Origin of the sequence: Brucella sp. H1_1004 (genome assembly GCF_047308065.1) — a bacterium.
GTDB classification, from domain to species: Bacteria; Pseudomonadota; Alphaproteobacteria; order Rhizobiales; family Rhizobiaceae; genus Brucella; species Brucella pseudogrignonensis_B.
In genome coordinates this window covers 1,230,109-1,252,802 of record NZ_JAYKZA010000002.1, presented here as the reverse complement: position 1 = coordinate 1,252,802, position 22,694 = coordinate 1,230,109, and the positions used below count along the sequence as shown (strand labels likewise).

Here is a 22,694-nt window from a genome sequence, read left to right as displayed (position 1 = left end):
TTTTTGCAAATTTGCTCAGCAAACTTGCAGAAATCTCTGAAAGAGATTTGATGGATCAGCATGCAACATGGCCTGGAGGCAATTTCGTGACTAACAAACAGGACAAGACAGAAAAGCTGGGCATAAACACGCGATTGACGCGGGATGGTTATGATCCACGCGATTATCACGGCTTCATCAATCCACCCGTTGTGCGCGCATCCACAGTTCTTTTTCCCGACGCCCAGACCATGGCAACTGGAAATCAGAAATATACCTATGGTACGCGCGGAACGCCGACCAGTGAAGCATTATGCAAAGCTATTGATACACTGGAAGGTTCAGCAGGAACTGTGTGCGTGCCATCAGGCCTAGCAGCTGTCACAGTTCCACTCCTTGGCTTTTTGTCGCCTGGCGATCACGCGTTGTTTGTTGATTCAATCTATAATCCAACGCGTCATTTTGCCGATACAATTCTCAAGCGCATGGGAATTGAAGTCGAATATTATGATCCTGAAATCGGTGCGAACATAGCAGCACTTATGCGCCCCAACACCAAAGTCGTGTTCACAGAATCGCCTGCTTCCAACACTTTCGAAATTCAGGATATTCCAGCCATTGTCGAAGCGGCGCACACAGCTGGCGCCATTGTCATGATGGACAACACATGGGCGACACCGCTTTACTTCAAGCCATTGGATTTTGGCGTCGACATCAGCATTCATGCCTCCACGAAGTATCCTTCGGGTCATGCAGATATTTTGTTCGGTACGATTTCAGCAAATGAAAAATGCTGGCCACAACTGCTTGAGACCCACGGAACACTCGGGCTTTGTGCAGCTCCTGATGATGCATATCAAATCCTGCGTGGTTTGCGCACGATGGGTGTACGTCTTGAACATCATCGTAAAAGCGCGCTCGAAGTTGCTCATTGGCTCGAAAGCCATCCAGCAGTTGACCGCGTTTTGCACCCTGCCCTTGAGAGCCATCCGGGCCACGAACTCTGGAAACGTGATTTCAAAGGCTCATCAGGTGTCTTCGCTTTCGTGTTGAAGACCGGTTCACGGGCGCAAGCTCATGCATTTTTGAATGCGCTTGAAATTTTCGGCCTTGGCTATTCGTGGGGCGGATATGAGAGCCTCGCAAATGAGGTCGGGCTGAAAGACCGCACCGTCGCTAAGGACGATTATCCTGGTCCGGTTATTCGCTTGCAGATCGGACTTGAAGATGTGCCAGATCTGATTGCCGATTTGGAAAAAGGCTTTGCAGCGATCTGAGCCACATCTGCGACAAGATAAAACGAACCCATCGCAGTCGATACTGATCGCGATGGGTTTCTATTAGATATTACTTGATATTAAATAATAATTTGCGTGCAATGATAGTGCTTTATTGGCTTCCCTTGCCCCCTTAAACATTTATACTTGAGGCTATCGGCAATAGAAAACGGCTTGGGACAGTGCAATTTCGTCACTTTATCAGAAATCATTTCAGCTCTTTTCTGAAAGCTATCCTTGCTTTTTTCGTCCTGACGGCTTCACTGATCCCAGCAAGTGCACAGGATGCCCCACTTCGACAGGTAAAAGTGGGCGTCTATGTCAGCGAACCTTTCGTCATCAAAGAAGGTGATACCTATAACGGTATGGCGGTTGATCTTTGGCGCGACATTGGCGCACGTCTTGGATTGGTTTCACAGTTTGTCGAATATCCAAATTACACAGAACTGGTGAAGGCGGTTTCTGAAAATCAAGTCGATGCGGCCGTAACCAATCTCACAATCACAGAAAGCCGTGCGGAAGTCGTTGACTTCACGCATCCCTGGTTCGATGCCGGGCTACGTATCCTAATTCATACCGAGGCGGGGAACGAGTGGGGCGATCTTATCGGCGGGCTTGAGGATGCCGGGCATCTGGCAACTTATGCTTGGATTGGCATTGTTATTTTGATCGCCACAATCGCTCTTACTCTTTTTGACAGGCGATTTGACGAGCATTTCCCGCGCCGTTGGGTAGAGGGTCTCGCCGAAAGCTTTTATCATGTCGTTTCACTTGCGACGTCGGGGAAAAGCTCGCGTAAAAATCTCTTCGGTTGGGCCGGTCGAATATGGCAAGCATTCTGGCTCGTCTTCGGCATTGCCGTGGTCGCCTATGTCACATCATCGGTCACGAGCGTAATGACGGTTACGCATATATCCAACAAAATCGCTAACCTCGCAGACCTTCAAAATAAAACTGTTGGCGTGCGTACCGGGAGCATTGCACAACAGATGCTTACATCCCGATCCATTTCTACAGTCACTTTTGATCACCTGCCAGAAGCTGTTTCCGCGCTCACAAATGATGAAATTTCAGCGATTGTTGGTGATAGTCCAGTGCTAGCATATTACGCGCATAAAAATCCGAGTGAACCCATTGAAGTGGTTGGAAACACGTTCAGCCCTGATAAGTATGGCTTCGCTTTTCCACGCCAGAGCGATCTCGTAAAACCTGCCTCCGTGGCGATCATCAGCCTTCAAGAAAATGAAACTTTGAATGCTTTGAAAGTGAAATATTTCGGACCAGAAGAATAAACCAACACCTGAAGTCTGGCACCTTCACTTGTCCATTTCGCTTGAGCGTGAAATGCGTTAAATATCCATTTAGCGAATTACATTCTGACTTCAGGTGCGTTTTGCACCAAAGGAAACTGCTATGATGAACTGGGTTTTTGTATTGCAAGGCTTTATTGCTATCGGCCTCGCTGGGCTCGCTATTGCTGTCATTCTTCGTCATCGCAAATCCAAATAGATTTCATAGACAACGGAACTTACGTGCCCTGTTCATCGTTTATTAACCAATGAAGTTGTTCAGGAGAACCCGGATGAAACTTACGTTCAAAGCAGCACTTATAGCCTTGGGTGTATTCTCCGCAGGCGCTGCTCAAGCAGCAAACGCAATTGTCACAACAAGTCTGAATGTGCGAACTGGTCCCGGAACGGGCTATGCCTCGCTAGGCAGCATTCCAAGCCGCGCCCCTGTTAACGTGCAGGGCTGCACCTCAGGTTACGGATGGTGCCAAGTCAGCTATGGCGGCTTGTCTGGCTGGGCCTCTTCGCGCTACCTCGCAATGCGAGAGGGTGGTAGCAATGCGTCCTCTGATAATTTTAGCCGCGACGCAGCGCTTATTGGTATTCCTCTTATCGCAGGCTTAGCTATTGGCGCAGCTGTCAATGATCGAAACGATCGTTGGGATCGCCGCGACTACAACCGTCGACATTGGGATCGTGGCCGCTGGGATCGCAACCGCAATTGGAACCGAGGCCGCCATTGGGACCGTCCACGCGGAAACTGGGATCGCCCTCATCGTGACCGTGGTCAAAGATGGAGATCAAACTCCAGCGATCGTGGAAATGGACCACGAGGACAATAAGTACTTGAACAAACAAAACGCCGCGGATAGCGGCCTCAGACTGCTGACAAACCCGTCGATTTTTTTGGCAGGTTTTTGGTGTTTTGTGAGTGCGTGTTCAGATGGTGTTTTCGCGGCTGGGTGGGCGGAGTTTGAAGTGGGCTTGAGAGCCCTCATCACCAGGCTGGTTTTGGGGTTTTCGTCATCGCCATTGCGATCTTCTTGATATTCTGGGCGCTCGCTGCAAGCAGGCATTGCCATCTGACCTTGATGAGACCGCGAAAGCGGGCATAGCGGTGCCCGTGTAGCTGTTTGGCATCGGCAAACGAGCGTTCGACCGTCTCTTTGCGCCGCTGGTAGATCACCTTGCCCCACGTCGTCTTGCGGTTCATGTCGGTGCGCTCTCGGGCATCAGCCCAGACATGCCGGGTAATGGTCCGCTCAGCCTTGGCGTTTGCGGTGCACGATGCCAGAAGCGGGCAGTCGCAGCACACTGACGGGTCCGAGCGGTAGTGCTTGTAGCCGTTGCGGTCGGTGGTGGCGTAGCTGAGTAACTGGCCTTGAGGGCAGCGATAACCGTCCGTCTCGGGCTCGTAGACGAATTTCGATTTGGCGACCATCCCCTCTTTGGGCGGGGTCGGCCTGCGATAGCCGGTCACGCCAAGGATTTGCCTGCCCTCCAGACCCCTGGCCCCTCCAAACCCCTGGCAATGCCTGCCGTGGCATAGCCCGCATCCAGACCGACTGCGCCGACATTGAATTCGAAGCGTTCACGCTGCCGGTCCAATCGTTCGAGATAGACGATGGAGTCATGCACATTGGCCGGCGTCACATGGGTATCAGTGATTATGGCATGGCGGCCATCGACCGTGCGGTGATCGAGATAAAAGAAACCCTTAGGCTTACCGTCGCGGACCATGTAACCGCTATCGGGATCGGTACGACTGACCTTGGTTTCCTTCACCTCAGCTTCGCGTTCCTTGTCCTTCAACGGCTTCTGGCCGTGCGCCACACGCTCGGCTTCGATCGCCCGGTCGAGATCGGCCCAGTAGTCGGCCCGCGACTTCTTCAGCATCACCAGATCGTACTTGCCCTTGTTGGCATTGGCCTTCAGATGGGTCGAATCCGTATAGAGCACCGTGCCATCCACCAGGCCATGGCGGATCGCCTGCTCCACGATCGCATCGAAGATGTCCTGCGCCACGGACGTGTCGTTGAAGCGGCGGCGACGGTTCTGGGAAAGCGTCGAGGCATCGAAGACCGGGTCCGTCAGCTTCATGCGCAAGAACCACCGATAGGCGACATTCACCTCGATCTCGCGCACCAACTGACGCTCCGAGCGCACACCGAACAGGTAGCCGATGAACAGCGCCTTGAACATCAGCGTCGGATCGAGCGGCGGGCGGCCGTTGTCGGCGCAGTAGAGCCTCGCGACACGATCATGGATGAAGGAGAAGTCGATCACCGCGTCGATCTTGCGAAGCAGGTGATCCTTCGGCACCTGGCTATCTAGCGTCACCATCTCGAGAGCCGTCTGTTCGGGAGCGGGTTTCTTCAACATGGCCCAATGAATCATAAACCCCCAGCTCGCGCCAGAGAGTTGTCAGCAGTCTGAAACGCCGCATATTATGCGGCGTTTTGTATCACTCTGAATGATGTAGTGTCCCCAAAAGGCATTCGTAAGAAGCGCTGCAGCTTTTCGAACAGTTCAACAGGACTCTTTGATGTCTAAAATTATGAATTGAAAATTTGGAATATTAATGACGCTAAGTCATTGTTTTGATGGCGGTCCCGACCGGATTCGAACCAGTGACCTACGGCTTAGAAGGCTGTCAGATTTCTTTGATTTTCAATAAAGGTTCCAACTTTAAGCCGTCTCGATAGGACGCTAAAAGGCTCTTAGTTGGAACTTTCAAACAGGCTATTTAGCTCGATATAGCGCACTGACTCTCCACAGCTTATCAACTGCATTTCCACTGCATTTTCACGGTCAAAAAAAGCTGGATTGACTCTTTCTCAAAATGAGAACATTTTAGGAGCATTCTCCTACAGCGCGGAATATGTTCCTTAGTGTCTATGTACTCGGGACAGGTTTCGTGCGCCCCGTTTTCTGGAGTTTGAAATGCGCCTACCCAAGACAATTGAACGGCTGTATCTCGACTTTGACGGCTTCTTTGCGCCAGTCGAGCAACAGTGCGACAAGCGTCTGCGCGGCAGGCCAATCGGTGTTGTTCCATTTGAAGGCACCAATCGAACCGCCGTGATCGCCTGCTCAAAAGAGGCGAAAGCGATGGGTGTGAAGAATGTGATGCCAATCAACGACGCGCTTCGGGTTTGTCCGGATATCATTCTCGTGCCTCAGAAACCAGATCTATACCAGGCATACGCGATCTCATTGATGATGCGGTTACAGCTGGCTGGTCAGCCGAAGAAACAGCAACAGCAATCAAAGTTGTTTCGGCGGGCATGTATCGCGGTTACACCGGCACAGAGCCAGACGAATAATGTACCCTCAAACAACAAGAAACCCCGCCGAAGCGGGGTTTTGAGTTATTCTGGCATGTTTGGAACTCCAAGCAGTTTACGATCCATGATTAGAACTTCGCCAACTGGCTTAGCCTGCCCGCCTCCCACAGTGTATGTCAGAGACACATCGTAGATTTTAAAAGCAGCAAAGATCGAGCGAACTTCTGGTGTATCATTCAGCGAGATCATAAACCGACCTTTGACATCCAGCATCCGAGTTGCAATGCGTTCAAAGTCCGCACGGCCAAAGACATTCTTGCCGTAATCATTTTCGCAGCCGTAATATGGCGGGTCCATATAGAACAGAGTGCCGGGCGTATCGTAACGATCAATGAAGTCGCACCATGACAAGTTTTCAATCTGGACACCAGCCAACCGTTCATGGATTTCTTCCAGCAAAGCTCCAAGGCGATTCACGTTGAAGCGCGCAGGGCCACTCATATCGACGCCGTAATTCCTGCCATTCACTATACCGCCAAAAGTAAGACGCTGCAGATATAGGAAACGCGCCGCGCGTTCGAGATCTGTCAGTGTTGATGGGTCACAAAGCTTTAGGCGTTCAAATTCCTTGCGCGAAGTTATCTGGAATTTCAGCGTTTCCATGAACTGCGGATAGTGACGCTGCAGGATTCGGAACAACGTAATGACATCACCGGAAATATCATTGATGACCTCACACTTAGCGACAATCTTGCGCCGAAAGAAAACCCCACCCATTCCAACAAACGGCTCCGCATAAAGCGCATGCGGGATCTGCTCAATCACCGATGCAACCCGCTGCGCGAGCTGCTTTTTGCCACCAATATAAGTCGCTGCAGGAGAAACAGGGCGAACACTCGTAAAAGAAAAACCTTCTTGCATTTTTATTAACGTGTTGAGGCCAGTATGCCCGCGCCCGCAAGGGTCGGGGTGTGGCATTTGACCTAACGTCATGCCGGGCGGATGAGACGCCAATCGGAAGCCGCCGCTCTACGGTGCTTGGAACCGTGAGCCACCCGGTGGGGCGGCGCATTAAAAACCCCGCCGAAGCGGGGTTTTGATTGTTTAACTTGCGATTAGTCGCAAGTTAAACATTTCCGGATTAAAGCGACTTCAAACCTCCGCCGACAACAAAAGCGACACAGGCAGCAACCAAGCCCCCAATTATCATCCAGTTAATCCGCGATAAGGACGATATGATGCTTTTTACAGAGCCTTCCAGCCCAGAAAAGCGCGTGTCTATTCGGGCTTCCATAGCAACCCACTTTTCATCATTTCGAGCGCTGTCAATTTCACGCTGCCGCTGCCAAGTCTCAAGCGTGGCCAGTCGTTGATTGTTTGTTTGAGTTGCTTGTTCAAGTCCGATAACGCGGGCGCGAAGATCAGCGTCTGTCTCTGGCACGGTAGAACTCACTTCCAGCACCCCCGCAGTTTCCCGTTTTCGTCATTCCCTTCGACACGTTCCGCAGCAGGTCGATCGGCTTGTGTCAGCGCAACCAATCCGGCCGCACTAAGATTATTCTGTCGCCACCCCGCGCAGCTGCTCACAGTCTGCGGGTTGCAGGCCGCGACGGCGAAGAGACAAGATACAAAAATCATAGTTCGACAGAGAACGGAGCTTCGCATCGTCCTTCGTCCTTTCGCGTTCAGCGTTGATGTCAGATTGCAGTTGCTCGATTTTGATTTCCTGCCGACCTTCACGCTTACCGATGAGGTAGCCGCCACCCGCAATGATACAGGCTGCGACGATTCCGGCGATGAGGTATTTTAGCCAAGCAGGAATGAACTTCAATATTGTCGCCATCAGGCAAACTCATTGGAAAGGTCTTTGACCGCCTTGAAGAGATCAAAGCGCCACTTGATGGCATAAACAGCAAAGCCACCTGCAATAGCGCAGATAAACAGCTGTACACGCCAATCCAGACCGCCAAGGAAAGCGCCAATACCCGTTAGTGCCATGCCTATGGTGGTTAAAGCATTGCCAATAACCGTTTTCGATTTCGTGGGCGGTGCGCCAAGCTCACCCGGATCCGCAACGATTGGCAATTTTTCTACAACAAGCGCAGCATCGCTCACCGCCGTTGAACTGCCCGCAGCTTTCACCTGATCAAGAATTGCTTCCATGCGCTGAGGCGTAACAAGTGCCCTATTGAGCTGTCGCCAGCATAGAAGGTTTCACCACGCTGCAATGCACGGTGTGCGCCCCTCGTCGGAGCAAGGACAGGAAATGAAGCCCATTCCTGCGCAAGCCGACGACCAAACTCGGTGCGGCTAATATTGCCGGAAATGTAATCGTTATAGCCCCGGCGAATGGCCAGATGATAACCGAGACGGTCCTGCAAATCAGGATCCATGATCTACCCATCACGCAGGCGCTATTCGGCCTTTAGGTTGCGCAGCGTGTTGCGCATGAACTGATAGCCACCTGCGGCTGAATATTTGAAGCGCTTTGTTAACGCCGGTTGGATTCCGATAAGCTCATCAACCGACATCGAGGTAATCTTCTTCGAAATCTTATCTTCGTTGTGGCCGTAGATCATATCGTATGAAGAGCGGTCAGTTTTGCCTGTTTCGATAAGGCGCACGAAATCAAGCAGAAGCGCCGCACCAGCTGGAACGGTTCTGTCCATTGTGTTTTCCTAATTTTGTGAGATGATGAGTTAACTGTTTAAAAGCCCCCGCTTTAGTTAAAGCGTAGCCTCGGTTCAGCCCCCGCTGCCGGGGTTTTCTTTTGTAAATCGGCATTATCCCAAAGTAGGGACTGCTATTATTTTACCTTCTGGTAAAGAACGCATGCACTTTACAGGCGGGGGTTCGCTTGGGTGAGTGTAGCCCCAGATCGCCCGCCAGCATCTGGGGTTTTTGTTGCCTTGTCATTTCCTTTAATCGCCCTAACTGCTTCATCAAGCATTGCTGAGGTGTTTCCTCCCCTTAGCAGCGATGCACCCGACGCTCACTGGGCGGGCGTCTATAGCGTCGGGAGAGTTTTTTAGGGGGATGCGGGGAACAAATGTATCATCCTTACTTGGAAGACTTAGAGCCTGTTCCAAAAAGGATTGAGCGATTTCAGTAGGTTATGATTCAATCGGATAGCTTACATTCGATGGAGATCATGATGGCCTGGACTGCAACCGCTCGGCAACAATATGGACGACGCAACGCACGTTATGCAAGCGATTTAACGGATGCGGAATGGACTGTCATCGAACGGATGATGCCTGCACCGAGCCGTCTCGGACGCCCTCGCAAGACGGATTTGCGAGAGGTGGTAAATGCGTTGCTTTATATTGCTTCATCAGGTGGCGCATGGCGGCTTTTGCCCACGGACTTCCCACCATTTTCCACGGTGCAAAAGTATTTCCATCGATGGCGAGATGAAGGGATGCTGCGCACGATCAACAACGCGCTCGTGATGACAGCACGCGAGTTGACCGGAAAGCAGCCCAGCCCTACCGCTGGCGTGATCGATAGCCAGTCAGTAAAAACCACGGAAAGTGGCGGAATACGGGGCTTTGACGCGGGAAAAAAGATCAACGGTCGCAAGCGTCATATTGTGGTTGATACCCTCGGCTTGATGGTTGGTCTGGTGATCCATTCTGCGGGCATTCAAGACAGAGATAGTGCACCTGATGTCTTGAAAACCATCCTCAAACGCTGGCCGTGGTTACGGCATATCTTTGCTGATGGTGGATACGCGGGACCCAAGCTCAAAGACAGGTTGGAAAAGGTCGGAAAATTTACGCTGGAAATCGTCAAACGATCCGATCACGCTGAGGGCTTCAAACTCTTACCACGCCGATGGGTGGTCGAGCGGACGTTTGCATGGCTGGGACGTTGCCGTAGATTGGCCAAAGATTTCGAAAAAACCGTCGCGTCTGCTGAAGCCCGGGTCTACATCGCAAACATCCGCCTGCTCACCCGGCGCATCGCAAGAGCCTGATATCGTTACATTCATTATGATTCAGGCTCTTAGAAGCTATCGCGTTGGGTGTGAGCTTACTCGTGATCGTGGGGTTGGTGATAATTGGATCAATCACCCGAGGAAGCCTTTAATTCCCTTTCGGCAATAAAAAACCGCCTCAAGGGCGGTGGCATCGTCTTGAGTTGCAAAACCCATTACTGAGCTGCTATTTAACTGCTTTAAGAATGAATATCAAAACAGAGCTGATCAATGATAAGATCGTTTATCCTGCAAAATGCTATTCCAGTTGCTATCATTGGATACTACATTTCAGCGCTATTGAACTTCAGTCAAGCGGAGCGGCTATCGATAGATCTTCGACCACGTCGTCATCGGTTCTTGAGTTGGATTATTGCTTTATCCCCTATGGCGTTGACCATCAGTGCAATATTAGGTGCAGTCGTCGTTTTTGCTCGATATACTCAAATGGCGCATTAAAATTCCCGTAGTGTCGTATCACGAAGCATCTTTGCATAGACTGAAACCGTCCACAGCCCTCTGGCGAGATTACTTCATTATCACGTTTGCGGCCTTAGTGACCGACCCTGGGGGAAGCCTTGGGCGCAAACTGCCTCAATGACAGTAGGTGGTTGTGCCGCGGTGTGTTTAGGATGCGAGCCACTCGAACACCGGGAGTTCAGAAGTGGTTCGGTTTGTCTGAACAGTTTCGGGCGTTTTGCTAAGTGGATTACCGCCTCGATTATGCTGCCACGATCATTGGTGTCAGCGCGTTGAAGTACACCTGATCCGGTGTCTGTCGGTCAAGCGATGAATGTGGCCGTCGGCTGTTGTAGAAATTTAGATATCTGCCGATGCCAGTTCGGGCCTCGGACACGGTTTTGTAGGCGTGAAGATAAACCTCTTCGTATTTGATTGATCGCCAGAGCCGCTCGACAAAGACATTGTCTCGCCACGAACCCTTGCCATCCATCGAGATGGCGATCTCTGCCTTTTTCAGCAAGTTAGTGAAGTCGATGGACGTGAACTGTGATCCTTGATCCGTGTTGAATATTTCAGGCTTTCCATAGCTGACCAGAGCTTCCTCAACCGCTTCGATGCAGAAGTCCGCCTCCATTGTGATCGACAGTCGCCATGATAGAACCCGGCGGCTGAACCAGTCGACGACAGCGCACAGATAGACAGAGCCACGTGCCATCGGAATATACGTTATGTCCATTGCCCACACCTGATTGGGTCTGGTGACCGCCAGCTTGCGCAGGAGATAGGGATAGATTTTATGCCCTGGCGCTGGCTTCGAGGTGTTTGGGCGACGGTAAATCGCCTCGATGCTCATCTTCTTCATCAGCGTAGCGACATGCAGCCGCCCAACTTCAAGCCCTTCTCCTTTCAAAAGCCCCTGCAACATCCGACTTCCCGCGAATGGGTATTCCAGATGCAATTCATCGATCCGGCGCATCAGTGCCAGATCGCCATCCGATACAGGGCGCGGTGAATAGTAGACACTGCTACGGCTGAACCCGAGGAGCTTTGCCTGTCGTGCGACCGAAAGCTTGTGAGCGCGGTCGATCATTTCCTTCCGCCCAGCAATCCCGCCTTGCTGAGCGCTCCGGCTAAAAAATCGTTCTCCAGAGTTAGCTCACCGATCTTGGCATGCAGCGTTTTAACGTCGACGGTTGGCTCTGCTGATTCCGCCTTGGTCTCGTCGCCGAAAACACCAATGGCCCCCTCAAGAAGCTGATCTTGCCATTGCTTTATCTGGTTCGCGTGCACGTCAAAATGCTGGGATAATTCCACTAGCGTCTGCTCGCCTCTAATCGCAGCCAGCGCAACTTTTGCCTTAAAAGCTGGGCTATGGTTTCGGCGTGGTCGTCTCGTCATGGTATCTCCTGTTCCCGGCATCTAAGCCGAAGTCAGGCAGAATTTCCACTTATCCTAGCTGTGCAGATTTCCCGAGCCACTTCTTTCAGCCAAGAAGTCGGAAACACTTGGCTGATCACGCTCTCTCTTTTGAACCTTATCCAGCTCAGCAAGAGCATAAAGCCATACAGCATCACGCCAGGCGACGAATGCTTGCGCTTCCGTTGCCCATTCTGGAATTGTTGAGTTGACGTAGCTCGCCAAGGTTGCGCCGCTGTCGTATTGGCGCGCTTGCGCTTTCTTATCGATCATCGACTGGATTTCGAGGCGGTAAATATTCACAGCAGACGCCAGCGCCGCTGCCTTCTTCATATCTGACGTAACCAGAAGTGCTTTATTTACCGGCATTTTCCATGTCCACAAATCGACCTGCAGGCAATGGGATGACACCATCCTGTAAAACGTAAGCGTTGTCTGCGTCACACATTACCAGTCGTAAGTAAAATGCTGATCCGCTCTAGCCTCCACCTTCAATATTTCGCATACTTTAAGGGCTTTTCGGCAAGTCGTTCGTTTCAGTGAGGCTCTAGGGTGATGGGGTTGTTTGTGTTGCTTATCGGTTTCCCCGGTGTGGGAAAGTTGACCATCGCAAAAGAGCTTGATGCCTTGATCGGTGCCAAGATCGTTGACAATCATTGGTTCAACAATCCGATTTTACGGCTTTTTGACGATGAAGGATTATCGTCGCTGCCCAATGATATATGGCAATATACAGGTCAAGTCCGCCAGTCGGTACTTAGCGCAATATGTAGTTACAGCTCGAGATTTGATAAGTTTATTTTCACTCATGCAGGATCTGAGGGCGACGAGCGAAGTATTAGAACGTATTCACAGTTTGTCGAAGCCGCGAGCCGATGTGAAGCAACTTTTGTTCCTGTTAGATTGCTTTGCAACGAGGAAGAATTGGTCCGCCGAGTTTTTCTCCCCGCGCGGCAACCACACCTAAAATCGACCGATCCCGAGGCATCGAGATATCGAAGCAAAACATCGACCGTTCTAAAAATTCCTTATGCGAATGCTTTGACTTTGGATGTCACGAATAGTTCGCCAGTACAAAGCGCTTTGGCAATACGAGATCACATTTCTCGCGTTGCGCCTTCTTTCGATGATAGTCCTTGAGGATAATTCCACGATAAAAGCTCATCGATCCGATTCTGCTTATGGCCATTGACGATTGCGGTGAGCGTGCTGGTCAGCCATTTCTGCGGATCGACTGAATTGAGTTTGCATGTCTCAATCAGTGAGGCGATTGTAGCCCAGTTATGAGCACCTGCTTCATGACCTGCGAATAATGCATTTTTTCTACTCAATGCAATTGGCCGGATTGTTCTTTCGACACTGTTGTTATCCAGTTCCACGCGACCATCAGACAAGAACAGACACAAGCCGTCCCAGTATTTGGCGATGTATTTCAATGCCTCGCCCAATGGGGCTTTTCCCGACACGCGTGCGCGGTGATGCGCAAGCCATGTTTGCATATCGATTATGATTGGCTTTGATTGTGCCTGACGAACTGCGAGCCGCGCTTCTGGGGTGAGACCGCGCAGTTCTACTTCTATCTTATAGAGTTCGCCGATCCGTTTTACACCCGCTTCAGCAATCGGGGACGAGCCTGTGCGCGTGATCTCGATAAGCTTGCGACGCGCGTGAGCCCAGCAATAAGCCAATTGTATATTCGGACCAACACGATCTGGCGCGACCAGTCGATTGTATCCTGCATAGCCATCCACTTGCAGAATACCGTTGAAGCCCTTCAATATCTGTTCGGCATATTGGCCAGATCGTCCCGGCGCATAAGTGAAGGCAACACCGGGCGGAGCATTGCCGCCCCATGCTCGGTCATCCCGCACCAAAGCCCAAAAATATCCTGTTTTGGTCTTGCCTGATCCGGGATCAAGAACCGGTGCACGCGTCTCATCCATGAAGAGTTTGCTTGATCGCTTCAGATCAACAATCAACGCATCAAAGACAGGGCGCAGCTCAAAGGCTGCCCGTCCCACCCAGTCAGCCAGTGTCGAGCGATCTATGTCGATGCCCTGACGGCCCATAATCTGGGCCTGGCGATAAAGCGGAAGATGGTCGGCATATTTGGACACCAGCACATGCGCGACTGTTGCTTCTGTCGGCAAGCCTGACGGGATCAGTCGCGCTGGAGCGGGTGCTTGCACAACACCATCAGTGCAAGCGCGGCATGCGTATTTGGGACGATGCGTGACAATGACACGAAACTGCGCAGGGATCACATCCAGTCGCTCAGAAACATCTTCGCCAATGCAATGCATGCAACCACCGCAGGCGCAAATCAGACTTTCCGGCTCTATCACTTCGTCGATACGTGGCAAGTGCTTTGGAAGAGAACCCCGATTGATGGCACGTGGCTTTGAGGCGGGCTTGGTGGAAGCTGTATCTGCTTCATCTTCCGCATGGATCGCCGCAATAGCTGTTTCCAGATCTTCCAGGGCCAGATCAAACTGCTCAGGATTAATCTTCTCTGACTTGCGTCCAAAAGCGGCCTGTTTGAAGGCTGCAACCAGCTTCTCCAGCCGCGCAATCCGATCATCTTTACGAAGACCGAGCGCTGTTGCTGCAATCAGCAGTGCTTTGAGTTCAGCAATATCGTTGGGAAGATCAGCGGCATCCAGCATGGGCCGAACTTACCAAATCCGGCCTTGATATGATTGATTATTATGGTGTCAGAGTCATCGTGCCGCAGCAATTGCTGGTCGTTTAAATAGTCATTGGAACTCGGGCTTCCACTGCACGGACACGTCGCCAGTCAAGCCCTGCAAACAGGGCCTCAAACTGTGCATGGTTCAATGACATCAGCCCATCCCGGACATCCGGCCAGCTGAATGTATGGGCTTCCAAGCGCTTATAAGCCAGCACCATACCTGTGCCATCCCAGTAGAACAGCTTAAGCCGGTCCGCCTTGCACGAGCGGAACACGAATACAGTTCCCGTGAACGGGGCCTTGCGTAATTCATTCTTCACCAATGACGCCAACCCGCCATGACTCTTACGGAAATCGACAGGCTTTGTCGCCACCATGATCCGCACCCGATTGGAAGGAAAGATCATGCTGAGACCGCCAGTCCACGCGCCACTGCAACAATACGCGAAATCGGCGCACCCGATTCAAGACGTACTGTCACTGGACCAATGCATATCTCCACGCAGCTGGTGTCAGAGCCCGATTGTTCCGCCAAGGGCTCGCTGATCACCAACCCTGCGAATTCTATTGCGTCTTCAGGTGCGGGCAAAACCAGTTGACCGCGTTTGGCCAACGTCCGCCACATAGATAAACGGTTTGCCCGAACACCATAACGCTGCGCAACGTCAACAACTCTTACATCAGGCCGAAGTGTTTCTGATACCAGTCTGGCCTTGAATTCCGGCGTCCATTTATTGCTGCCCCCGCTAATACTCTTCTCAGAAGTGAGAAACTCCACCGTAGGCCCCATGGGAAACTCCTTCATCCATCCATGAAAAGCCCTTCGCAGATCAAACAGCACGAGAAAATATGGGGCCGAAACAGCGGTTACTGTAAAACAGAAATTGGAACGGGATATGTTAGAGAAGTCGGTGCATCAGGATTTTGATACGGAAGTAAGACGGTGACTTTGATTTCACCGCCATTGCGTGTCACGCCACCGATGATGAAATCATTTTCAATCGCTTCTGCGGGATATTCCCCACCTTCCGGCAGCTCTGAGAAGTCCAGAGCGTCGCCATTGATTATTAAAACATCACCCGCTTTTGACAGAAGCAGATGTTCTTCCGATACTTGAGGGGAAAAAGTTATCTTGAACATCAATAAAATCCTACTGCTATCACGTGAACAGGCATTGAAGGGGTTGCCGCCTACACTCTCAACGTCATCAATTGCAATATAGATAAGATCGAGGTGGCGGCATGACGATCAAGCAAAACCCTAAGGTCAACCGCTACTTAAAAGATAAAGCCTTGGATCTGATCGACCACGCTTTAGGGCGTCCGACTTTCCCTCTCAAGGAAACACACCGTAACTATTTTGCAATCGACGCCGAGAGCAACCGCGCGAAAGAGTTTTCAAAGTCGTTGCATTGGAGCAAAAGCGGACAGCCCGGCGACATGGCGTTTTTCGCTCTTACCGAACTGGGGCGCCATGCGTTAGCAGATCATCTCAAGCAGTTGCCGAACAATAAAATATTCGTCGTCTCGTACTGGGAATGATCAAAGATCATTACTGCTAGATCCCGTGCTGCGGCACGGTATGTCGTCTTTTTAGACGTTTCCGACTGTAGTGACATCTCTTTCCGCGAGTTCATAAAAATATCCAGCGTGAGGGCATACGCATGAAGCCCATTCTTGATATATGTTGCGGCTCTCGCATGTTCTGGTTTGACAAGAAAGATAGCCGGGCTGTGTTCGGTGATATTCGGGAAGAAAGCCACGTTCTATGCGACGGCCGCGAGTTAATAATTTCGCCAGACCGCATTATCGACTTCCGCAGTCTGCCTTTTTACGATGAGACATTCAACCTTGCCGTCTTTGATCCGCCGCATCTAGTCAATGCCGGGGTGAGAAGCTGGTTCCTACGCAACCGTAGCGGCACGGTTTACTCACGCTTCACGCTGCCAGACGATTTTGTCGTCATCCGTGAGAAATGCTTCCCCGGAGATAAGCGAACACTCGCCGACATTAGGCGCTCAGGAGCAATTGAAGCACAGGCAGGCGGGGCTACACCAGCCGAGACAGCTGCGAAGATGGTCAACTCGATTTCGAGCGCAAACGCTATCCATAAGACCTATCAGCCGGTCGATTTAACGGCAGTCAGACAAGCCGACGCAGCGCGTCGCGTCGGACGCCAACGCATGCGCTATCAGAACAAATGATGACTGAAAGTTGGAACTCTAAAAATTACGAGTTGGAACTTTTGAATATTAATGACGCTAAGTCATTGTTTTGATGGCGATCCCGACTGGATTCGAACCAGTGACCTACGGCTTAGAAGGCCGGTGCTCTATCCAGCTGAGCTACGGGACCTCACCATCAGAAACCGGCCATAGCACAAAGCATAAGGCCGGTAAAAGCTGTTAATGCGTCCAAGGCTGTGAACGATAGAAACTAAAATTATCCGAATAGGATACTTTGCGACGCTTCACTTCATGCGGTTCAATCACACGATAAGCGATACCATTGCGGGTAGCATATTCAATCGCATCTTCGCGGCTATCGAAGGACAGGCGAATCTGGCTCTTCATGTCACCCGAAGACGTGTAGCCCATAAGCGGCTCAACCTTGCGAGCGCTTTCTGGTTCATATTCCAGAAGCCAGTTATCCGTTTTGGCTTTACCAGACTGCATCGCTGTCTTAGCTGGACGGTAAATACGCGCAACCATTTGAAGAACCTTGATCTATATTCTTAAGCCCGATGACGGGCAGCAATTTTAACAACGGAATAGTTCACACGTCATACCATGTCAACGCGATAAAGGCGCACGTCACATCATTGAGATGCGACATTGTTACTTGATAAATTCTCTTGAAAAATGGTCGGAGTGGAGAGATTCGAACTCCCGACCCTCTGGTCCCAAACCAGATGCGCTACCAGACTGCGCTACACTCCGATGCTTTGTAAGCGGCTCTTCCCTAGATAATCGGCGCACATAAAGCAAGTGCTAAAAGGAAAAACACAGATCTTTATTCACACACAGCTTGTTACGGGCCTTTGTTAACATTTCAGCATGCGTCAGGAACCAACAATTCGCTCAAGCGTTTTAAAGGCATCGTTAGAATTTCAGGAGTTCCAGAGTGAATCGCAACGGTCTTTATCTTATTATTGGTGCTCTTATCGTCGTCGTAGCGGGTTTTGCCGTTTACACCTATCAGGAGGAAACCAAGCCGTCCGGCATTGAAATGAAAATCGGTGAAGGCGGCGTTTCCATTCAGGAAAACTAATCCTTTAGAATGAGAAAGATGGGGCAACTTGGCGAAAAGTTGTGAGTCTAAATCGGTTGTAAACATATAAACCGATTAAGATTTCAAATGCTTACGGTTTGTGATGCAACGATTCTTTGCACTCCATGTTATTTGCCTGCCAAGCCAATGGAGGATCGAATGGACATCCAGACTTCAGATGCACTTTATCGCCGTCACGAAAATGAATGGGCTGCAATCCGCAATGCGTTGCAGCAAAAAGAAGCGAGTGAGAAACGCGTCGCTTCTGTTTCGGGCGTAAGTTTTTCGACGGAAAAGCCATCCGTACAGGAATAGACTGCTTTAATACTTTCATTCAAAAACGCCGCGATTGCGGCGTTTTTTATTAGCCGAACAGCGCCATGAAATCTTAAATTCAAGAAAATTCATTTGGGATTTTAATCGCGTCCGCTACTTTCTCCATATTGAAACAATTTCAACACCTTAGGATCAGGAAATGTCAGAGAAAAAAGTAGCAATCATCACAGCAGGCGGCAGCGGCATGGGTGCAGCCTCAGCCCGGCGTCTGGCGGCAGACGGCTTTGCAGTCGCCATCCTTTCGTCATCAGGTAAAGGTGAAGCCTTGGCAAAAGAGCTTGGTGGCATTGGTGTAACCGGCTCTAATCAGTCGGTTGATGATCTCAAAAAGCTCGTCGATCTGACAGTCGAAAAATGGGGGCGTATTGATACGCTCGTTAACAGCGCAGGCCACGGACCCCGCGCACCGATTCTCGATATTACCGATGAAGACTGGCACAAAGGTCTCGACACCTATTTCCTGAATGTCGTTCGTCCGAGCCGTCTCGTAGTGCCATACATGCAAAAGCAGAAATCCGGTACAATCATCAACATCTCGTCGGCATGGGCATTTGAGCCAAGCTCGATGTTCCCGACATCAGCCGTGTTCCGTGCTGGCCTTGCTTCGTTCACCAAGGTATTTGCGGATACCTATGCTGCGGACAACATCCGGATGAACAACGTGCTTCCAGGCTGGATCGACAGCCTGCCCGCAACTGAAGAACGCCGCGACAGCGTGCCTTTACAGCGCTATGGCAAAAGCGAAGAAATCGCCGCAACTGTCGCGTTTCTTGCGTCAGAAGGTGCTGCTTATATCACTGGCCAGAACCTGCGCGTGGATGGTGGCCTAACGCGTTCTGTTTGATATTAGACCCCGGTAACCAAATGCCAAGGAAGGCATATTAGTGTCTTCCTGTAGCGATTCGTACAGGGGACAAGACATATGGCAACACGGAAACGGAGTTCCCGCCCTGCAAAACGCTCTACCGGGCGTTCAACCAGAGGCAAGGGTAATTCAGGTTCATCCGCGCCAATTCTGGCACTTGGCGCCATTCTTGCGCTGGGTGCATTCAGCCTGTGGGCCACGGCACAGCACAAGAGTTCGCAAGCTGCTTTCACTGCGCTTTTTCAGAGACCTGCCCCAAAAGCCGCTCCATCTGCTCCGGCCAGAACCGAAGTCAGACAACTTGTCGATAAAAAAAATCCCGCTAAAGATTATGCTGGTGCTGTTGGACCTGTTCCGCGCCCTGCAGTTGCTGTTGCGCCCACGCAGTCTAAGCCTGTTCAGCAAGCCGCGATCCAAGCTCCAAAGCCACCCATGCCGACGCAAAAAGTAGCGCCTCCACCGCCACATCCGGCGTCTGTTCGTGCATTGCCAATGCCGCCGCGCGGCACAAATACACCAGCGCATTCGCCATCTGTGATCTACGCCCGCACAAAACTCACCATTCACAAGAATGCGTGGGATAAATCACCTGCGATCGGTACGGTCGAAAGCGGACGCGAAATGCGCTCCTATGGTAAGACCGGCAAGTGGCATCGTGTCGTCGTTCCATCAACCAATATGATTGGCTGGGTGCATGAAGACGAGTTGCGCGGTGGCCGTAATAAGCCAGATACTGCGCAAATGATGACGACAGGTTCGGTGACGAAGAAGCCTGAACCAACAGCACCTGTGCAAGTTTTGACGCAGAAGGCTCGCATTCAGCCACCAATGGCGGTAGGACAGAAGAACTAATTTTTTCTGGCGGCCTTCGCCATGGCAGCGATTTGCGCGTCACCCGGCAAGTATTTGAACCCAATTGCAGTCAATGACGACGTATCGGCGACCATGTCGCCGAACAATTGTTCATAAAGCGTTTTTCTGCCGACCAGCGTCAGCAATGTTTTCATCATGAAGGCTGGTACAGAAATCAGTCTTGGGGGACGGCCCAGCGCTTCGCGGACTTTTGAAACCAGTTCGCGCGTTGAACGCGGTTCTGGCTCGGCCAAATGAAAGATTTTACCTGAGACCTGCTCTGATTGCGCGGTGGTAAGAAATGCGAGTGCGCGAGCAACATTCTCAAGCGACACAAAGCTACGCCGATTATTGGCCGCTCCAAATGGCAGCGGCAAAGCTGTGTCGCAGAGCTTCATCAAAGCACGGAGATTAGCACGCGCATCTGGCCCGTACACAAGCACAGGCCGTGCAATGACCACCTCTATGTCCGTCAGAGTTAAGAGCGCAGATTCAGCCTTGGCTTTGGCACGACCATAATCATCGCGCGGTGATAATGGCATATCCGGCATCAGCGGCGATGGATTGCCTGCGATTGTGTAGATTGTCGATACGAAGATAAAACGACGAACACCGCATTGCTTTGCTCTCTCTGCGAGCGCAACGGTCAGGCGGTGGTTGACGGCATCAAATTCATCCGCCTGCGGGCGTTCGGCACCAGTTCGATGCGCCAGAGCAGCACAATGAATGACGGCATCAACATCCGTGAAATTGGGCTCAGACAAATCATGGCGCGAAAGCGCGACAACCTCATGCCCCTCGCCCATCAACTGCTGAACAACAGCGCCACCGATGAATCCACTGGCTCCGGTGACAGCTACTTTCATGCCTTATCGTGACCAGTTTCTGATAAAACCTGTGCAGCAAGCGTGCGGGTAATACGGGTCTTTTGCTCCATCGCCGCACGATCAAGGCGATCAACAATCTGGATCGCAGACAACAACGAACGCTCGATGCGGCTGACCAGATAGCTCACCACATGCGGCTCGACACTGATCTGTCGATCAGCAAAAAGCTTGTAAATGACGCCGCCAAGCAACATGTCGTCCGGCTCTGCAATCTCAACAACCGTTGCAGCTTTAAGGCGCGATGCAAGATCTGGAAGTTTGACTTTCCAATTGGCTGGCAACAGACGTGAAGTCATTAGCAGCGATGGTCCCGGACCAAGAGCCGCGTTCTGACGAACGCTATTAATAAGATGAAACAGGCCGATTTCATCAAAACGTGCACCACCGATATTATCAATCAGCACAGGATATTCAGCGGCACCATGTACCACTGTCTCACTGATGGATTTTGGATCAGCTAACAGCGCGCCTGTCGCCGCACGCCAGACTTCCGCCAGATGTGTTTTACCTGCGCCCGTTGGACCAGCCAAAATAACCACCGGCGACCTCCAGTTCGGCCAGCGATCAATAAGGTCTACCGCCGCGCGATTTGACCCCGTGACCATAATGTCTTCACGGTGATAACCGGGCTGATGCTCAAGAGCGAGCGGAATCTGACGCGGTGCGTCACTCATCGCTTTCTCCTGAAAATCTCACCCGGTTACGTTCTAATTTCATTTCTCTTTGCCTGCATTGTCGCCAGCTTCAATCAGCAGCCCCTCATCGGGTTCAGAGCGCTTATAAACCGGATCATACATCGGAGAATGGAGATAGCGATTCAACGCAAAACGCACAAGCACCCCGACTGCCGCCGCAGCAGGTACAGCAACCAGCATTCCGGTGAAGCCAAACAGAGAACCGAAGGCGAACAGAGCAAACATCAACCAGACCGGATGCAGCCCTACGGAGGAGCCAACGAGCTTCGGCTGAAGGATATTTCCTTCCACGAATTGACCTAAGAAAAACACGCCTGCGACAGCAAGAATCATGATCCAATCCGGCCAGAACTGCACCAGCGCAACACCGATTGCGAGCGCTAGTCCGACGAAGGAACCGATATAGGGAATAAAGCTGATTAGACCGGCAAAAAAGCCGATCAACAGGCCAAAATTAAGTCCTGTTAGAGTCAGGCCAATGGCATAATAAGTGCCAAGAATAAGGCACAATGTACCCTGCCCTCGAACGAAGCCGGCAACCGCTGCATCCATGTCACGCGCGATACCGCGAACGGTGTAAAGCTGCTTGCGCGGCACCCATGAATCGATGCGGTCAACCATGCGATCCCAGTCGAGAAGCATGTAGAACGCGACCACCGGCGTAACGATGAAAAGTCCCGCAATATCTATCAAAGATTTCCCCGAATTCCACAGGGACTGAAGCAATGTGGATAGAAAACCAGCCCCTTGCTGAAGCAGTGCGCTGAGGTTTTCCTGGATGGTGGAACTGTCAATCCCGATGTAGCGTTTGAGCCATTGCGAGTTTTCATTCGCCATAAGTGCCTGAAGCTGAGAGATGTAATCCGGCAGTTTGGCGATTAAATCCACAAGCTGCGTCGCAAGGATCGGTATGATGATCATCAGCCCAACGACGAGTATCATCAAGAACAGCAACAAAATGAGGATGGTTGCGGTTAATCGCGAAAGCCCTAGTTTCTCAAGCCTGTCTGCGACAGGATCAAGAAAATAGGCCAGCGCCATACCTGCCACGAAAGGGAGCAAAACCGAACTAAAAACGACCAGAAACAACAGAAAGATGATCAGCGTTCCAGTCCAGAACATGGCCTGACGACGCACGCTAGAGCCGGTGAAACCACCAACTTCGACATTGACGTGAATATCACCATCACGCGCTACAGCTTGGGACTGCTGTATCGATTTGCTCGCTGTATCGCTCGTTTTCGCACTTAGGGCCGCGGGTTTCTTGACCATGTTAATCCATTCTCTGCAAAGACAGGCCGGTAGCACTATTTGATCATATAGCTATATTACTATTTTTGAACGATGGCTGAGAAAGATAGTCGGTCCAACGCACAAACAATGCAATGCACATGCAAGAGACAAGTTCC

At 51.2% G+C, this 22,694-nt stretch carries 28 protein-coding genes, 2 tRNA genes and 1 pseudogene; 12 read left to right on the top strand and 19 right to left on the bottom strand.

From position 1 onward, the window contains the following. The first annotated feature begins 50 nt into the window (after window positions 1-50). The 3 genes from U2P60_RS13315 to U2P60_RS13305 all read left to right on the top strand — a co-directional run bounded on the left by U2P60_RS13315 (window position 51) and on the right by U2P60_RS13305 (window position 3,387). Window positions 51-1,256, top strand: coding sequence for a cystathionine beta-lyase (locus tag U2P60_RS13315; RefSeq protein ID WP_413572983.1), 1,206 nt, complete (start codon window positions 51-53; stop codon window positions 1,254-1,256). Window positions 1,257-1,564: 308 nt separating this feature from the next. After that, window positions 1,565-2,548 (top strand): transporter substrate-binding domain-containing protein, encoded by a 984-nt coding sequence (locus tag U2P60_RS13310; protein ID WP_413572982.1) that lies wholly within the window; start codon window positions 1,565-1,567, stop codon window positions 2,546-2,548. 290 nt (window positions 2,549-2,838) lie between these two features. Next, window positions 2,839-3,387 carry an SH3 domain-containing protein gene (locus tag U2P60_RS13305; protein WP_413572981.1) on the top strand — a complete coding sequence of 183 codons (549 nt, stop codon included), beginning with the start codon at window positions 2,839-2,841 and terminating at the stop codon, window positions 3,385-3,387. 155 nt (window positions 3,388-3,542) lie between these two features. Here U2P60_RS13305 and U2P60_RS13300 read toward each other — a convergent pair. Continuing rightward, window positions 3,543-4,927: pseudogene (locus U2P60_RS13300) on the bottom strand (IS1182 family transposase). Window positions 4,928-5,488: 561 nt separating this feature from the next. Between U2P60_RS13300 and U2P60_RS13295 the strand changes: the two are divergent. Next, window positions 5,489-6,025 carry a hypothetical protein gene (locus U2P60_RS13295; protein ID WP_413572980.1) on the top strand — a complete coding sequence of 179 codons (537 nt, stop codon included), beginning with the start codon at window positions 5,489-5,491 and terminating at the stop codon, window positions 6,023-6,025. Here the strand turns inward: U2P60_RS13295 and U2P60_RS13290 are convergent. The 6 genes from U2P60_RS13290 to U2P60_RS13265 all read right to left on the bottom strand — a co-directional run bounded on the left by U2P60_RS13290 (window position 5,917) and on the right by U2P60_RS13265 (window position 8,501). Continuing rightward, the gene (locus U2P60_RS13290) at window positions 5,917-6,753 is read right to left on the bottom strand and encodes a DNA adenine methylase (protein WP_413572979.1); all 837 of its coding nucleotides are present in this window, start codon (window positions 6,751-6,753) and stop codon (window positions 5,917-5,919) included. The genes U2P60_RS13295 and U2P60_RS13290 overlap by 109 nt on opposite strands. 220 nt (window positions 6,754-6,973) lie before the next feature. Further along, entirely contained in the window at window positions 6,974-7,285 is a 312-nt protein-coding gene (locus tag U2P60_RS13285; RefSeq protein ID WP_413572978.1) for a hypothetical protein, read from the bottom strand. 102 nt (window positions 7,286-7,387) lie between these two features. After that, window positions 7,388-7,675: a hypothetical protein gene (locus U2P60_RS13280; RefSeq protein ID WP_413572977.1), complete on the bottom strand. Its 288-nt coding sequence runs from the start codon at window positions 7,673-7,675 to the stop codon at window positions 7,388-7,390. Then, window positions 7,675-7,995 carry a hypothetical protein gene (locus tag U2P60_RS13275; protein ID WP_413572976.1) on the bottom strand — a complete coding sequence of 107 codons (321 nt, stop codon included), beginning with the start codon at window positions 7,993-7,995 and terminating at the stop codon, window positions 7,675-7,677. The genes U2P60_RS13280 and U2P60_RS13275 overlap by 1 nt, the downstream gene beginning before the upstream one ends. After that, complete coding sequence (locus U2P60_RS13270) at window positions 7,971-8,225, bottom strand: hypothetical protein (RefSeq protein WP_413572975.1); 255 nt, start codon at window positions 8,223-8,225, stop codon at window positions 7,971-7,973. The genes U2P60_RS13275 and U2P60_RS13270 overlap by 25 nt, the downstream gene beginning before the upstream one ends. 21 nt (window positions 8,226-8,246) lie before the next feature. Continuing rightward, complete coding sequence (locus U2P60_RS13265) at window positions 8,247-8,501, bottom strand: hypothetical protein (RefSeq protein WP_413572974.1); 255 nt, start codon at window positions 8,499-8,501, stop codon at window positions 8,247-8,249. 485 nt (window positions 8,502-8,986) lie between these two features. Between U2P60_RS13265 and U2P60_RS13260 the strand changes: the two genes are divergently transcribed. Beyond that, complete coding sequence (locus tag U2P60_RS13260) at window positions 8,987-9,811, top strand: IS5 family transposase (protein WP_413571977.1); 825 nt, start codon at window positions 8,987-8,989, stop codon at window positions 9,809-9,811. 721 nt (window positions 9,812-10,532) lie between these two features. Here the strand turns inward: U2P60_RS13260 and U2P60_RS13255 are convergent. Then, window positions 10,533-11,671, bottom strand: a protein-coding gene (locus tag U2P60_RS13255) for an IS3 family transposase (protein ID WP_413571901.1) whose coding sequence is annotated in 2 segments (ribosomal slippage) — window positions 10,533-11,404 and window positions 11,404-11,671 — 1,140 coding nt in all. Because the reading frame shifts where the segments join, the coding sequence is not laid out codon by codon here. A 54-nt stretch (window positions 11,672-11,725) separates the two neighbouring features. Further along, window positions 11,726-12,058 (bottom strand): hypothetical protein, encoded by a 333-nt coding sequence (locus U2P60_RS13250; RefSeq protein ID WP_413572973.1) that lies wholly within the window; start codon window positions 12,056-12,058, stop codon window positions 11,726-11,728. A 186-nt stretch (window positions 12,059-12,244) separates the two neighbouring features. Between U2P60_RS13250 and U2P60_RS13245 the strand changes: the two genes are divergently transcribed. After that, entirely contained in the window at window positions 12,245-12,829 is a 585-nt protein-coding gene (locus U2P60_RS13245) for a chloramphenicol phosphotransferase (protein WP_413572972.1), read from the top strand. On the opposite strand, the gene tnpC is transcribed toward U2P60_RS13245, so the two are convergent. The 4 genes from tnpC to U2P60_RS13225 all read right to left on the bottom strand — a co-directional run bounded on the left by tnpC (window position 12,787) and on the right by U2P60_RS13225 (window position 15,521). Then, window positions 12,787-14,355 carry an IS66 family transposase gene (gene tnpC / locus U2P60_RS13240; RefSeq protein ID WP_413572971.1) on the bottom strand — a complete coding sequence of 523 codons (1,569 nt, stop codon included), beginning with the start codon at window positions 14,353-14,355 and terminating at the stop codon, window positions 12,787-12,789. The two genes, U2P60_RS13245 and tnpC, sit on opposite strands and share 43 nt — an antisense overlap. Window positions 14,356-14,437: 82 nt before the next feature. Next, a complete protein-coding gene (tnpB, locus tag U2P60_RS13235; RefSeq protein WP_413572970.1) occupies window positions 14,438-14,788 on the bottom strand; it encodes an IS66 family insertion sequence element accessory protein TnpB in 351 nt (116 codons plus the stop codon). Continuing rightward, on the bottom strand, window positions 14,785-15,171 hold the full coding sequence (locus tag U2P60_RS13230) for a transposase (protein WP_413572969.1): 387 nt from the start codon (window positions 15,169-15,171) through the stop codon (window positions 14,785-14,787). The genes tnpB and U2P60_RS13230 overlap by 4 nt, the downstream gene beginning before the upstream one ends. A gap of 77 nt (window positions 15,172-15,248) precedes the next feature. Beyond that, window positions 15,249-15,521, bottom strand: coding sequence for a hypothetical protein (locus U2P60_RS13225; protein ID WP_413572968.1), 273 nt, complete (start codon window positions 15,519-15,521; stop codon window positions 15,249-15,251). A gap of 101 nt (window positions 15,522-15,622) precedes the next feature. On the opposite strand from U2P60_RS13225, the gene U2P60_RS13220 reads away from it, so the two are divergent. Together U2P60_RS13220 and U2P60_RS13215 are read left to right on the top strand one after the other, a co-directional pair. After that, window positions 15,623-15,922 carry a hypothetical protein gene (locus U2P60_RS13220; RefSeq protein WP_413572967.1) on the top strand — a complete coding sequence of 100 codons (300 nt, stop codon included), beginning with the start codon at window positions 15,623-15,625 and terminating at the stop codon, window positions 15,920-15,922. Between the two features lie 122 nt (window positions 15,923-16,044). Further along, on the top strand, window positions 16,045-16,584 hold the full coding sequence (locus U2P60_RS13215) for a hypothetical protein (RefSeq protein ID WP_413572966.1): 540 nt from the start codon (window positions 16,045-16,047) through the stop codon (window positions 16,582-16,584). A 74-nt stretch (window positions 16,585-16,658) separates the two neighbouring features. On the opposite strand, the gene U2P60_RS13210 is transcribed toward U2P60_RS13215, so the two are convergent. The 3 genes from U2P60_RS13210 to U2P60_RS13200 all read right to left on the bottom strand — a co-directional run bounded on the left by U2P60_RS13210 (window position 16,659) and on the right by U2P60_RS13200 (window position 17,319). Then, window positions 16,659-16,735 (bottom strand) — tRNA-Arg (locus tag U2P60_RS13210). A 50-nt stretch (window positions 16,736-16,785) separates the two neighbouring features. Then, entirely contained in the window at window positions 16,786-17,091 is a 306-nt protein-coding gene (locus U2P60_RS13205) for an ETC complex I subunit (RefSeq protein WP_313828293.1), read from the bottom strand. Window positions 17,092-17,242: 151 nt separating this feature from the next. Next, a tRNA-Pro gene (locus U2P60_RS13200) sits at window positions 17,243-17,319 on the bottom strand. 184 nt (window positions 17,320-17,503) lie between these two features. Here U2P60_RS13200 and U2P60_RS13195 point away from each other — a divergent pair. The 4 genes from U2P60_RS13195 to U2P60_RS13180 all read left to right on the top strand — a co-directional run bounded on the left by U2P60_RS13195 (window position 17,504) and on the right by U2P60_RS13180 (window position 19,703). Beyond that, a complete protein-coding gene (locus tag U2P60_RS13195; RefSeq protein ID WP_250039559.1) occupies window positions 17,504-17,650 on the top strand; it encodes a hypothetical protein in 147 nt (48 codons plus the stop codon). 159 nt (window positions 17,651-17,809) lie between these two features. Beyond that, window positions 17,810-17,965, top strand: a complete 156-nt coding sequence (locus U2P60_RS13190) for a hypothetical protein (protein ID WP_413572965.1) — start codon at window positions 17,810-17,812, stop codon at window positions 17,963-17,965. A 160-nt stretch (window positions 17,966-18,125) separates the two neighbouring features. Then, window positions 18,126-18,830, top strand: a complete 705-nt coding sequence (locus U2P60_RS13185; protein WP_339508290.1) for an SDR family oxidoreductase — start codon at window positions 18,126-18,128, stop codon at window positions 18,828-18,830. A 78-nt stretch (window positions 18,831-18,908) separates the two neighbouring features. Continuing rightward, the gene (locus tag U2P60_RS13180) at window positions 18,909-19,703 is read left to right on the top strand and encodes a hypothetical protein (protein WP_413572964.1); all 795 of its coding nucleotides are present in this window, start codon (window positions 18,909-18,911) and stop codon (window positions 19,701-19,703) included. Here the strand turns inward: U2P60_RS13180 and U2P60_RS13175 are convergent. From U2P60_RS13175 to U2P60_RS13165, 3 genes are read right to left on the bottom strand one after another with little or no spacing between them, the layout of a single operon-like run. Then, on the bottom strand, window positions 19,700-20,569 hold the full coding sequence (locus U2P60_RS13175; RefSeq protein ID WP_413572963.1) for an NAD-dependent epimerase/dehydratase family protein: 870 nt from the start codon (window positions 20,567-20,569) through the stop codon (window positions 19,700-19,702). The two genes, U2P60_RS13180 and U2P60_RS13175, sit on opposite strands and share 4 nt — an antisense overlap. Then, entirely contained in the window at window positions 20,566-21,264 is a 699-nt protein-coding gene (gene hdaA, locus U2P60_RS13170) for a DnaA regulatory inactivator HdaA (protein ID WP_413572962.1), read from the bottom strand. The genes U2P60_RS13175 and hdaA overlap by 4 nt, the downstream gene beginning before the upstream one ends. Window positions 21,265-21,303: 39 nt before the next feature. Continuing rightward, complete coding sequence (locus tag U2P60_RS13165) at window positions 21,304-22,557, bottom strand: AI-2E family transporter (protein ID WP_413572961.1); 1,254 nt, start codon at window positions 22,555-22,557, stop codon at window positions 21,304-21,306. Window positions 22,558-22,694: the final 137 nt, after the last annotated feature.

Coding starts and splice junctions, on each gene's coding strand:
- U2P60_RS13315 (WP_413572983.1), top strand. CDS start 51: ATGGATCAGCATGCAACATGGCCTGGAGGCAATTTCGTGACTAACAAA.
- U2P60_RS13305 (WP_413572981.1), top strand. CDS start 2,839: ATGAAACTTACGTTCAAAGCAGCACTTATAGCCTTGGGTGTATTCTCC.
- U2P60_RS13295 (WP_413572980.1), top strand. CDS start 5,489: ATGCGCCTACCCAAGACAATTGAACGGCTGTATCTCGACTTTGACGGC.
- U2P60_RS13290 (WP_413572979.1), bottom strand. CDS start 6,753: ATGCAAGAAGGTTTTTCTTTTACGAGTGTTCGCCCTGTTTCTCCTGCA.
- U2P60_RS13280 (WP_413572977.1), bottom strand. CDS start 7,675: ATGGCGACAATATTGAAGTTCATTCCTGCTTGGCTAAAATACCTCATC.
- U2P60_RS13275 (WP_413572976.1), bottom strand. CDS start 7,995: ATGGAAGCAATTCTTGATCAGGTGAAAGCTGCGGGCAGTTCAACGGCG.
- U2P60_RS13270 (WP_413572975.1), bottom strand. CDS start 8,225: ATGGATCCTGATTTGCAGGACCGTCTCGGTTATCATCTGGCCATTCGC.
- U2P60_RS13265 (WP_413572974.1), bottom strand. CDS start 8,501: ATGGACAGAACCGTTCCAGCTGGTGCGGCGCTTCTGCTTGATTTCGTG.
- U2P60_RS13260 (WP_413571977.1), top strand. CDS start 8,987: ATGGCCTGGACTGCAACCGCTCGGCAACAATATGGACGACGCAACGCA.
- U2P60_RS13250 (WP_413572973.1), bottom strand. CDS start 12,058: ATGCCGGTAAATAAAGCACTTCTGGTTACGTCAGATATGAAGAAGGCA.
- U2P60_RS13245 (WP_413572972.1), top strand. CDS start 12,245: ATGGGGTTGTTTGTGTTGCTTATCGGTTTCCCCGGTGTGGGAAAGTTG.
- tnpC (WP_413572971.1), bottom strand. CDS start 14,355: ATGCTGGATGCCGCTGATCTTCCCAACGATATTGCTGAACTCAAAGCA.
- tnpB (WP_413572970.1), bottom strand. CDS start 14,788: ATGATCTTTCCTTCCAATCGGGTGCGGATCATGGTGGCGACAAAGCCT.
- U2P60_RS13230 (WP_413572969.1), bottom strand. CDS start 15,171: ATGGGGCCTACGGTGGAGTTTCTCACTTCTGAGAAGAGTATTAGCGGG.
- U2P60_RS13225 (WP_413572968.1), bottom strand. CDS start 15,521: ATGTTCAAGATAACTTTTTCCCCTCAAGTATCGGAAGAACATCTGCTT.
- U2P60_RS13220 (WP_413572967.1), top strand. CDS start 15,623: ATGACGATCAAGCAAAACCCTAAGGTCAACCGCTACTTAAAAGATAAA.
- U2P60_RS13215 (WP_413572966.1), top strand. CDS start 16,045: ATGAAGCCCATTCTTGATATATGTTGCGGCTCTCGCATGTTCTGGTTT.
- U2P60_RS13205 (WP_313828293.1), bottom strand. CDS start 17,091: ATGGTTGCGCGTATTTACCGTCCAGCTAAGACAGCGATGCAGTCTGGT.
- U2P60_RS13190 (WP_413572965.1), top strand. CDS start 17,810: ATGGACATCCAGACTTCAGATGCACTTTATCGCCGTCACGAAAATGAA.
- U2P60_RS13185 (WP_339508290.1), top strand. CDS start 18,126: ATGTCAGAGAAAAAAGTAGCAATCATCACAGCAGGCGGCAGCGGCATG.
- U2P60_RS13180 (WP_413572964.1), top strand. CDS start 18,909: ATGGCAACACGGAAACGGAGTTCCCGCCCTGCAAAACGCTCTACCGGG.
- U2P60_RS13175 (WP_413572963.1), bottom strand. CDS start 20,569: ATGAAAGTAGCTGTCACCGGAGCCAGTGGATTCATCGGTGGCGCTGTT.
- hdaA (WP_413572962.1), bottom strand. CDS start 21,264: ATGAGTGACGCACCGCGTCAGATTCCGCTCGCTCTTGAGCATCAGCCC.
- U2P60_RS13165 (WP_413572961.1), bottom strand. CDS start 22,557: ATGGTCAAGAAACCCGCGGCCCTAAGTGCGAAAACGAGCGATACAGCG.